The following is a 10,160-nucleotide window of genomic DNA, read 5'->3' as shown; positions in this document are numbered from 1 at the left end:
GTCGACGACGCGCTCCGGCGCGATGCTGCCGCTGCGCAGCCGCCGGTCCCAGCTGCTGTCGAGCGTCGTGCCAGGCAAGTCGCGCACCTGCGGCGATTTCGCCGGCACCGCGGCACGGGCGGCGACAGGTTTCGGCTCAGTCCTGGCAGCACGTATTTGGTTCTGCGTCTGCCCGTGCTCCTTGGCGCGCGACAGCGGGCGTATGGTCGAAGCGACGCGAGCCCAGAGCGCCGCTTCTTCAGGGGTGAGCGACCGCACGGGCCGCGGCGCTCTTGGGCAGCAGGATCCAGGCGACTCCATTCGCGGCCATCCCGCCGGCGATCTGCGTCGCATCCGGGCCGGCGCCCCAGAAGGTATCGAACCGGTTGGGTCCCTTAATCGCGCCTCCGGTGTCCTGCGCGACCCACAGCCCGTAAGCCTCCGGGCGGTCGACCGCGAGGTAAATGGGCGCGCCGAGGGGCACGAACTTGGGGTCGGCAGCGACCGTCCCGTGCGGCGTCACCGGCACGTTGAGGGCGCCGAGCGGTCCGGGGCCGGTCAGTTCCTTGAAGAAGATGTAGGACAGGTTCTCCCGCATCAGCGCCCGGCCCTGGTCCGGGTTGGCGCGTATCCATGCCTTGATCGACTGCATGCTCGCGCCGCCCGGAGGAAGGATTCCGCGCTCGCGCAACAGCCGGCCGATGGCGACATATTCGCGGCCGTTCTGGCCGGCATAGCCGACGCGCATGACGCTGCCGTCTGGCATGCGGATTCGGCCGGAGCCCTGGATCTCGAGGAAGAACAGGTCGACCGGATCCTTCGCCCAGGCGAGCTCTAGCCCGCGCCCCGCGACCGCGCCGTCCTCGATCTCGGCGCGGGTGAAATAGAGCACGCAGGTGCCGGTCTCGTCGATCCGCCCGCGCCCGGTCGTGCCGTCCTGCTTGGTGCAGCGGACGAGGTCGTTGGGCAGACGATAGATCGGCACATAGCCGGGCAGCGGCACCCGCGATCCCTCGATTTCCGGCTCGTAATAACCCGTCGCGAACGCCTTTCCGTCGCCCACTCGAACCCAATCGAAACGGTCGCGGAAAAAGGTCGCGGCCTGCTCCGGCGCGAGGGTTGCGGCTTCGGTGCAAAGCGGCGCCCAGTCCTGCGCCTGGGCGAGGCCGGACTGGTCCTGTCGACGCATCAGCACCGGGCAAGACGTGCGGAATGCCCGGAGTGCCCGCTCCGCCCACTGGTCGTAGATCGTCGCAGCAGGAGGCACCAGGGCCACGCCCGCCGCGAGCGCGTTAGGCGGCGGCGGTGGCGTTAGCGGGACAACCGGCGGCGGAATGGCAGGCCGAGTGACTGGAGGCGGACTGACCGGCGGCGGCGTGAGGCGCGCGGCGCAGGCAGCGAGGAGCAACGCGGAGGCTAGCGCGAATGCGCGTGACGCGAAGCTCACGCTTCCTCGTCGGTCTCGATCAGCAGCCAGTTCGGATCGCGCGAAGCGAGATCGCGGCGGAAAGTCCACAGGTCGCGCGTCTGGACTGCGTCGCTCATCGATCCGGCGACGACCTGCCCCTCGGCATTGCGCGTCACCGCGGCGATGTCGGCCTCGAACCGGACCGTGACCAGCGCCAACGAACGTTCGACGTTCGCCTCGGAAATGACCGCCTGTTCGATGGTCACCAGCCGGTTGTCGAGCGTCAGCCCGTCCTTCGCACGCTGCTCGACCGCAGTCTCGAAGGTCTCGTAGACGTGCGGGTCGACGTGCGGCTTCAGCGTGTCGAGTTCGCCCTTCCAGAACGCCTCGAGGATCAGCCGGTACGCGGCCTTCGCACCTTCCAGGAAGCGGGCGACGTCGAAGCTCGGGTCGGCGGCGAGGATTGCGCGCACACCGGGGCCCGCAAGCGGCACATAAGCGAGATCGGCGCCGTTATCCGGGGTCGACAGCGTCGCCGGCGGGTGAGTCACCCGCGGCTCGACGCGCGCGTCTTGGTCCGCCGGCTTCAGGATTGGCTGTTGTTCATGCCCCGTTCGCTCGCCGAGCACGCTGTACAGGCGCAGCCCGATGAACAAGGCAACCAGGGCAAGGATGACAATGACGGTCAATTGGAGAATCCCATCGTATTCCGCTTCAACATAGTGCGCGGCGCGTAAATATTCCAACACCAGCAAACGCACGAGGCGGCATTGCGCCCCATATTTGCGGCTGCTAGGCGCACCGGGCTAACGTGCCGCCCTCATGCGGCGGCTCCCTAAACGACGCAACAGCTTGCAAGGACGGCATTAAATGGCGGATCAGGAACCGGTTCCGGGTGGCAACGGCTCGGGCGAGAACAGCAGCGAACCGCAGGTTTCGATCCTCGCGCAGTACATCAAGGACCTGTCGGTCGAAAATCCAAGCGCTCCGCAGGTTTTTTCCTGGCAGGTACAGCCTGGGCTCGACGTGCAGTTCAACATCGCTGTCGGCGGGGCCGCGGAAGATGTTCACGAAGTGACTTTGAAGATCGAGGTCTCGGCGCGTTCGGAGAACGGCGTCCATTTCGTCGTCGACCTCAGCTACGCGGGGCTGTTCGGACTGCGCAACCTGCCCGAGGAGGCGCTCCAGCCCTTCCTGCTGATCGAGGCGCCGCGCCTGCTCTTCCCCTTCGCCCGCCAGATCATCGCAGAGGCGGTTTCGAGCACCGGTTTCCCGCCGCTCCTGCTCGATCCGATCGACTTCACTGCCGCTTATATGGCGCAGCTTCAGGCCCAGCAGGGCGCGGGCGGCGCAGGCGGACAGGAACCCACCGAAACGCCATCGCAGGCCTGATCCCGTCGCGGCCGAGCGGCGCATGAACCTGGTCAAAGCAACCGGCACGATCGGCGGGCTGACGATGGTCAGCCGAATCGCCGGTTTCCTGCGCGAGATGCTGATGTCGCGCATCCTCGGCGCCGGCATCTACACCGATGCGTTCTACGTCGCCTTCCGCCTGCCGAACACTTTCAGGCGCCTGTTCGGCGAAGGCGCCTTCTCGGCGGGTTTCGTCCCGCTCTACAGCCAGCGGCTCCAGTCCGGCGGGGAAGCCGAGGCGAGGCGCTTTTCGGAGGAAGTGCTCGCCGTTTTCCTGCCGACTTTAATTTTGTTCACGCTTCTTTTCATGCTCGGCATGAAGCTGTTCATCTACGCGATCACGGGTTGGTCCGGCGACCAGCTCGCGTTCGGCACTTTCCTGACGCGGCTCACCTTCCCCTATTTGCTGCTGATCAGCCTGGTTTCGCTCTATTCCGGAATCCTCAACAGCCTGGCGCGCTTCACCGCGGCGGCGTTCGCCCCTGCGCTGTTGAACCTTGCCATGCTGGTCGCCCTCGTCTCCGTGCGGCAAGGCGGGGCCGTGACCGCGACGGCGCTGGCGGCGGCCGTGACGGTGGGCGGCATCCTCCAGCTCATCCTGCTGATCGCCGCCTGCAAGCGCGCGGGAGTCACCCTTAGAGTGCGCCGGCCGAGGCTGACGCCCGGTGTGCGCCAGTTTATCCGAGTCGTCATCCCGGCGACGCTCGGCGCCGGTGTCTATCAGGTCAGCGTGTTCATCGACACGTTCTTCCTGACGCGCATCGGCACCGGCGCGGTCAGCTGGTTCAACTATGCCGACCGCCTCAATCAGCTCCCGCTCGGGGTGATCGGCGCCGCGATCGGGACCGCGATCCTCCCGCAGGTCAGCCGCCACGTCGACATTGGCGAGGACGACAAGGCGGCGCGCGTTCAGGGGCAGGCGGCGGAGCTGGCGATGCTGCTGTGCCTGCCCGCGGCGCTCGCGCTTGCGGTGAGTGCGCTTCCGCTGGTGTCGGCCATTTTCGAGGCCGGCCGGTTCGATGCGCGCGACGCCCATTTCACGGCATTGACCCTGTCCCTGATCTCGCTCGGCCTGCCGGCCTATGTGCTGGTGAAGGTGCTGACGCCGGGCTTCTACGCCCGCCGCGACACGGCGACGCCGGTCAAGATCGCGGTCGTGGTGCTGATCGCCAACGTGATCCTCAACTTCGCTTTGATCCCGCCCTTCGGGATCGGCGGCCTTGCCGCGGCCGTCGCGCTGAGTTCGTGGCTCAACTGCACGATGCTTTACGTCCTGCTCCATCGCCGCGGGCACTTCCGCGTCGAACGCTGGCTCGCCTCCCGGCTTGCCCGGCAACTGCTGGCCGCCGGGGCGATGGCCATCGCGCTTCTCGCGATCCGCCATGCGCTTTCCGGCTGGTTCGACGGGTCCTTCGTGCAGCGAATCGCCGGCGTCGGGGCGATCGTCGGCGGCGGACTGGCGGTTTACTTCCCGCTGGTCTGGGTGCTGGGCGGCACCGACAAGGACGAATTGAAAGCCCTCGTCAGGCGCAGGAGGCGATACACCGATGCCGGCTGACCATTCGCCGATGCGCGTCGTTTCCGGAATCCAGCCGACGGGCGGGCTTCACCTCGGAAACCTGCTCGGAGCGATCCTGCGGTGGGTGCGGATGCAGGACGAGGCCGAATGCCTGTTCTTTCTCGCCGATCTCCATGCGCTGACCGTCGACCTCGATCCCGCCGAGCTGCACTCGAACGTCCGGGAAATGGCGGCAGCGCTGATCGCCAGCGGCATCGATCCGGCAAAATCCGTGCTGTTCCGCCAGAGCGCCGTGCCCGCCCATTCGGAGCTGTGCTGGATCCTCAACGGCACCGCGCGGATGGGCTGGCTCAACCGGATGACCCAGTGGAAAGACAAGGCCGGCAAGAACCGCGAAGGCGCGTCGGTCGCCCTGTTCGATTATCCGGTGCTGCAGGCGGCCGACATCCTGCTCTACCGGGCTACGCACGTGCCGGTTGGCGAGGACCAGAAGCAGCACGTCGAGCTCACTCGCGACATCGCGATCAAGTTCAACAACGACTTCGCAACCGAGCTGTTCGTTGTGCCCGAGCCCTTCATCGGCGGCGGGACGACGGCGCGGATCATGTCGCTTCGCGACGGCAAGGTGAAGATGTCCAAGTCCGACCCGTCGGAAATGAGCCGCATCCACCTCACTGACAGCGACGACGAAATCTCGCAGAAGGTCCGCAAGGCCAAGACCGATCCCGAACCTCTTCCCGACAATGCGGAAGCGCTCGAAGCGCGGCCGGAAGCGAAGAACCTCGTCGGGATCTATTCCGCGGTGACCGGCGAGAGCATCGACCGGATACTCGCGCGCTTCGCCGGACAGGGCTTCGGCGCGTTCAAGCCTGCGCTCGCGGACATACTGGTCGCCCTCATTGCTCCGATCCGCGGTCGCCTCGACGAGCTCCGGCGCGAACCCGCCGAGCTCGACCGAATTCTAGCCGCCGGCGCTGCCCGCGCGCAGGAGCTCGGAGCGCCGGTTCTCGCCGGAGCGAAAGCCGCGGTGGGACTCGGCTGACAGGAACCCCGGTTGGACATCGCAGGAGATCAGCCACGTCCGTCGCGGATGCTGCCGCTGTCGCAGCGCCTCGCTCAGATCATCGCCGAAGACGGTCCCGACCGGCTGAGCTTCTCGGACCTCGCCGCGCAGCTCCACGCACGCGCCTGGGGCGGGCTGCTGTTGATCTTCGGAGCAATCGACCTTCTTCCGCTGCCGCCGCTGACGAGCGTCTTCTTCGCACTCCCGATGCTCGTCGTGTCTGCCCAGATGGTCATTGGCCGGCCGGCGCCGTGGTTCCCGCGCAAGCTCGAGCAGCGCGGAGTGACCAAGCAGGAGCTTGGACGGCTCGTCGGCAAGATGGCATGGCTCGAGCTTCGCATCGAGCGGATCTTCAAGCCGCGCATTTCAACTTTCACGGGACCGGTCGCGACGCGCATCATCGGCGGCCTCTGTTTCCTGCTCGCGCTGGTCGCGGCGGTGCCGATCCCAATGTTCCACTTCGCGCCGGCTGCGGCGATCGTCCTGTTCGGACTCGCGCTGATCTATCGTGATGGCGCGCTCGCGATCGTCGCGGCGGTCGCTGCCGGCTTCAGCCTCGTTCTCAACGTGCTGATCATCACAACGGGCGTTCTTGCGCTGACCTACGTAGCGGGAATGCTCGCCTTTATCCTCGACGCGCTGGGGCTCGGTACAGGCGGCATTGCGCCCATCTCCGGCCCCTCCTGAATTGCCCAGCCTCACTAGGATGGGCGGGCCCGCCGAATTGCTCCGGCGGGCCCATTCCTTTCCGGTAGTTTCGGGGCGACCGGAAAGGCCAGCTCTCCCCCTGACCGCGCGGGCTTGCCCATTGAGCAAGCCTGCGGCCGATCAGCCCTCCAGCTGTCTCGTCAGCAGTCTGATATCCGCATCTAGCTCGGCATCGCTGGCGCGCAACTTCTCGATCTGGCGAACCGCATGGATGACCGTCGTGTGGTCGCGTCCGCCGAAGCGCCGCCCTATGTCGGGCAGCGACTTGGGCGTCAGTTGCTTCGACAGGTACATCGCGACCTGGCGCGGCCGGGCGACTTCGCGCGCCCGCCGCGCCGACGTCATCTCGGCCTTGCGAATGCGGTAATGCTCGGCGACCTGCGTTTGAATCTCGTCGATCGAGATCCGCCGCTGGTTGGCGCGCAATACATTGGCCAGCACTTCCTCGACGAAGGCGACATCGATCGCACGGCCGGTCATCATCGCATAGGCGCCGATTCGGTTGAGCGCGCCTTCAAGCTCGCGAATCGACGAGGTCACCCGGCGCGCGAGGAAGTCGATCACCGGGCGTGGCATGTCGACGCCGGGGAGCGCGTCGAGCTTCGCGCAGATGATGTTGAACCGGAGCTCGTAATCGGCGGCGTTGATGTCCGCGACAAGGCCCCAGGACAGGCGCGACAGGATTCGCGGCGCGATCCCGTCGAGGTCCTGCGGCGCGCGGTCCGACGTGATCACCAGCCGCCGCCCGGCGGTGATGATCTCGTTCATGGTGTGGAAGAATTCCTCCTGCGTGGAATCCTTGCCGGCGATGAACTGGACGTCGTCGATCAACAGCAGATCGGCATTACGGAGCCGCTGCTTGAAGCCGATCGTGTCATTTTCCTTCAACGCGCGGATGAACTCCACCATGAACTTCTCGGCCGACATCGAGACAACGCGCGAGCCGCGGTTCTGGGCGAGGAAGGCATGGCCGATCGCATGCAGCAGGTGGGTCTTCCCGCGGCCGGTGCCGCCGTGGATGAAAAGCGGGTTGAAGCTGACCGTCGGCGAGGTCGCAAGGGTCCGCGCGGCGGTTGCTGCGACTTCGTTGGCCTTGCCGACGACGAATGTCTCGAACCGGTAGCGCGGGTCGAAGTTGGGCGCGTTCGGGTCGCGTTCCGTTGGAGGTGGAGCCTCCTCGAGGATCAGCAGCGGCGCTGGCCGCGGCGCGTCGGCGGCGGCGATCACTCGCACGTCGCGGACGACCGGAAGCACGGTCTTCCAGGCCAAGGCAAGGCGTTCGCCGAAGTGCGAGCGTACCCAGTCGGCCATGAACTGGCTCGGCATGACGAGATCGAGCGTGCCGCTGTCGGGCTCGAAGCTTCCCAGCTCCGCGGGCTTGAGCCACCCGTCGAAGGTGCGCGCCCCGAGATCGCGTCGAAGGCCATTACGGATCGACTCCCAGGCGGCGTCCAATGGTGCCGAAACCGGCGCCCCGGCTAGTTCAACGGACGAATTCGCCCCTCCCGCATGCACTGTTCCGCGCCTCCCTCGTCTTGCCCCCGCTCAAGAGACAACAAGATCCCGTTGCGCGTGACCCGAGTCGCGCGCGGCTGGCTTCCGATCTCTCTTGCCCCCGGCGCGGATTCGCGCCCGGAAAGGCCTTTGTGAGGCGCTCGCCGACAGCATGCAAGTGCCGTTTTTTCAGAATGCACAATAAAAGGCCTTGACAGAGGAAACGGGCCGAAAGTCCGTCAAAATGGCCGGAATCTGCCGATTTAGTGATTATCTCCGCGTTAACGGACGCGCGAATCGCGGGAATTGCTGCATTTTTTGCCGGTCTCAAAACGAGACGGGCCGCCGGTCGCCCGACGGCCCGTTACAGCGGCTTTTTGAGGGCTGTTTTCAGCCGAGGGAGGCAACCCGTTTGGACAGACGGGAAATTTTCCGCGAGGCCGTGTTCTTGTGGATAACTCCGCGCGCGACGCCACGCGCGAGTTCCGGCTGAACCTTCTTCAGCGCCTCGGCAGCGTCGGCCTTCTTGCCCGACGCAATCGCCGACTCGACCTGCTTGATGAAGGTCCGGATACGGCTGATTCGCGAATGGTTGATCTCAGCGCGGTTCGCGTTGCGGCGGATGCGCTTCTTGGCCTGCGGCGTGTTCGCCATCGAAATCCTCGTTGCTCGAATAAAAAGCGGCGCAAAGCCAAACGGCTGCGCCGACGCGGGCGTTCCCCTACTCAGAGCGGCGCTTCAGGTCAACCTCGTCCTCGCCCGCCGAGGGCTCAATGCTGGCATTTCGGGCAATAAAATGTCGAGCGCCCGCCCTGGACGATGCGCTTGACCGTACCGCCGCAGCGGCAGGGCTCGCCTTCACGGTCATAGACGGCGAAGCTCTTCGGGAAATAGCCAAGCTCGCCATTCGGCGCGGCGAAGTCACGCAGCGTCGAGCCACCTGCGGCGATCGCTTCTTCGAGCATGTCGTGGATCGCCCCGACGAGGCGCCTGAGCCGCTGGATCGAAACGCTCCCGCCCGCGCGCTTAGGGTGGATGCCGGCGCGGTGAAGCGCCTCGCAGACATAGATGTTGCCGAGCCCGGCGATGATCCGCTGGTCAAGCAGAAGCAGCTTGACCGGCGCCGTGCGTCCGGCGAGCCGATGCTCGAGCTGGCGCGCGTCGATGTCGAGCGGCTCCGGCCCGAGGGCCCTGAACGCCGGCCATTCCTCCAGCTCGCCGGTCCGCACAAGATCGAGCGAGCCGAAGCGCCGCGCATCGTTGAGCGCAAGCCGCAGACCCTCGTCCGTATCGATGATGAAATGGTCGTGCTTGCCGATCTCGCTCGGGTCGATGCGCCAGTGTCCCGACATGCCGAGATGAAAAACGAGCGTGTCGCCACGGTCGGTGTCGATCAGTCCGTATTTCGCACGGCGCCCAAGGCTGGTCACTCTGGCGCCCGTCAGCCGCTGCCCCAGATCCTCGGGCAAGGCGCGTCTCAGGTCCGATCGCCGCGCCTCGACGCGCTCGATCCGGCGGCCTTTCAGTACACGCTCCAGGCCGCGGACGGTGGTTTCGACTTCGGGAAGCTCGGGCATTCCGCTGCGATATGGCGGACGGGGCGTTACGCCGCTAGAGGCGCGAGACCATGAGCGACAAGGTCAATTTCGGCGACGAGCTCGTCAGCCCCGAGGAGAAGACGCGACGCGTCGGTCAGGTTTTCAGCTCGGTCGCGCGCCGCTACGACATCATGAACGACGTGATGTCGGGCGGCATGCACCGGCTATGGAAGGAGCGCTTCGTCAATCGCGTGAAACCGCGCTCAGGCGAGGACATCCTCGACATGGCCGGCGGCACCGGCGACGTCGCCATCCGGATCGCCAACCGGGGCGCGCACGTGACCGTTGCGGACATCAACCCGGACATGCTGGAAGTCGGAAAGGAACGCGCCGAGCGCCGCGGCCTCTCCGGCCTGACGTGGAAGGTGGAGAATGCCGAGGCGCTGAGCTTCGCCGACGGCAGCTTCGACGCCTACACCATCGTCTTCGGCATCCGGAACGTCACCGACATTCCCGCCGCCCTCCTCGAAGCGCACCGTGTCCTGAAACGCGGCGGCCGCTTTTACTGCATGGAATTCTCGTCCAGCGACTGGCCGGGTTTTTCGAACCTCTACGATGCCTGGGCTTCGAACGTGATCCCGCGCATCGGCAAGGCCATCGCCGATGACGAGGAAAGCTACCGCTACCTCGTCGAAAGCATTCGCCGCTTCCCCCGGCCGAACGCGTTCAAGGCGATGGTCGCCGAGGCCGGCTTCGTCCGCGCCGCGGCAGAGCCGATGCTCGGCGGGTTGGTCAGCATCCACAGCGGATGGAAGATTTGACCACCAGCGTCACCCACTTGTGGCGCTTGCTGAAATGGGGCCGGACACTTGCGCGTCACGGCGCGCTGCGCGGGATCGAGCGCGATCCCCTCACGCCGGTACCGGTGCGGCGGCTCACGCGCATCGCCCGCCTCGGCGCGCGCATCCCGCCGACGCCGCAATATGCCGATGCGCTCGTCGCGATCGGTCCCGCGGCGATCAAGCTCGGCCAGGCACT

10 protein-coding genes and 1 pseudogene are annotated in these 10,160 nt (G+C 66.3%); 6 read left to right on the top strand and 5 right to left on the bottom strand.

What is annotated here, in order from left to right; translation table 11 throughout:
* Positions 1–238: 238 nt before the first annotated feature.
* Positions 239–1,255, bottom strand: coding sequence for a murein transglycosylase A (mltA, locus tag GH737_RS10150; RefSeq protein ID WP_338061779.1), 1,017 nt, complete (start codon positions 1,253–1,255; stop codon positions 239–241).
* Between the two features lie 167 nt (positions 1,256–1,422).
* Positions 1,423–2,076, bottom strand: a complete 654-nt coding sequence (locus GH737_RS10145; RefSeq protein ID WP_155264707.1) for a Tim44/TimA family putative adaptor protein — start codon at positions 2,074–2,076, stop codon at positions 1,423–1,425.
* 181 nt (positions 2,077–2,257) lie between these two features.
* On the opposite strand from GH737_RS10145, the gene secB reads away from it, so the two are divergent.
* Genes secB through GH737_RS10125 form a run of 4 tightly spaced genes read left to right on the top strand, consistent with a single transcriptional unit; the run spans position 2,258 to position 6,069 of the window.
* Entirely contained in the window at positions 2,258–2,779 is a 522-nt protein-coding gene (gene secB, locus GH737_RS10140) for a protein-export chaperone SecB (protein ID WP_155264706.1), read from the top strand.
* Positions 2,780–2,801: 22 nt separating this feature from the next.
* The gene (gene murJ / locus GH737_RS10135) at positions 2,802–4,358 is read left to right on the top strand and encodes a murein biosynthesis integral membrane protein MurJ (RefSeq protein ID WP_155264705.1); all 1,557 of its coding nucleotides are present in this window, start codon (positions 2,802–2,804) and stop codon (positions 4,356–4,358) included.
* A 10-nt stretch (positions 4,359–4,368) separates the two neighbouring features.
* Positions 4,369–5,361, top strand: a complete 993-nt coding sequence (gene trpS, locus GH737_RS10130; RefSeq protein ID WP_155264709.1) for a tryptophan--tRNA ligase — start codon at positions 4,369–4,371, stop codon at positions 5,359–5,361.
* A 12-nt stretch (positions 5,362–5,373) separates the two neighbouring features.
* The gene (locus GH737_RS10125; RefSeq protein ID WP_155264704.1) at positions 5,374–6,069 is read left to right on the top strand and encodes an exopolysaccharide biosynthesis protein; all 696 of its coding nucleotides are present in this window, start codon (positions 5,374–5,376) and stop codon (positions 6,067–6,069) included.
* A gap of 141 nt (positions 6,070–6,210) precedes the next feature.
* Here GH737_RS10125 and dnaA read toward each other — a convergent pair whose 3' ends face one another.
* From dnaA to mutM, 3 genes are all read right to left on the bottom strand, one after another.
* Positions 6,211–7,545 carry a chromosomal replication initiator protein DnaA gene (gene dnaA / locus GH737_RS10120; RefSeq protein ID WP_230558754.1) on the bottom strand — a complete coding sequence of 445 codons (1,335 nt, stop codon included), beginning with the start codon at positions 7,543–7,545 and terminating at the stop codon, positions 6,211–6,213.
* A gap of 429 nt (positions 7,546–7,974) precedes the next feature.
* Entirely contained in the window at positions 7,975–8,238 is a 264-nt protein-coding gene (rpsT, locus tag GH737_RS10115; protein ID WP_155264702.1) for a 30S ribosomal protein S20, read from the bottom strand.
* Between the two features lie 116 nt (positions 8,239–8,354).
* Positions 8,355–9,161: a bifunctional DNA-formamidopyrimidine glycosylase/DNA-(apurinic or apyrimidinic site) lyase gene (gene mutM / locus GH737_RS10110; protein ID WP_155264701.1), complete on the bottom strand. Its 807-nt coding sequence runs from the start codon at positions 9,159–9,161 to the stop codon at positions 8,355–8,357.
* 50 nt (positions 9,162–9,211) lie between these two features.
* Between mutM and GH737_RS10105 the strand changes: the two genes are divergently transcribed.
* Complete coding sequence (locus GH737_RS10105) at positions 9,212–9,943, top strand: class I SAM-dependent methyltransferase (RefSeq protein ID WP_155264700.1); 732 nt, start codon at positions 9,212–9,214, stop codon at positions 9,941–9,943.
* Positions 9,940–10,160 (top strand): annotated as a pseudogene (locus tag GH737_RS10100) (ubiquinone biosynthesis protein UbiB); the annotation flags it as partial. The gene GH737_RS10105 and the pseudogene GH737_RS10100, both read left to right, overlap by 4 nt.

This window comes from Sphingomonas segetis (assembly GCF_009720245.1).
Classification (GTDB): domain Bacteria; phylum Pseudomonadota; class Alphaproteobacteria; order Sphingomonadales; family Sphingomonadaceae; genus Sphingomicrobium; species Sphingomicrobium segetis.
Note: the sequence above shows the minus strand (reverse complement) of the source record. Positions and strands in the feature narration are given on the sequence as shown.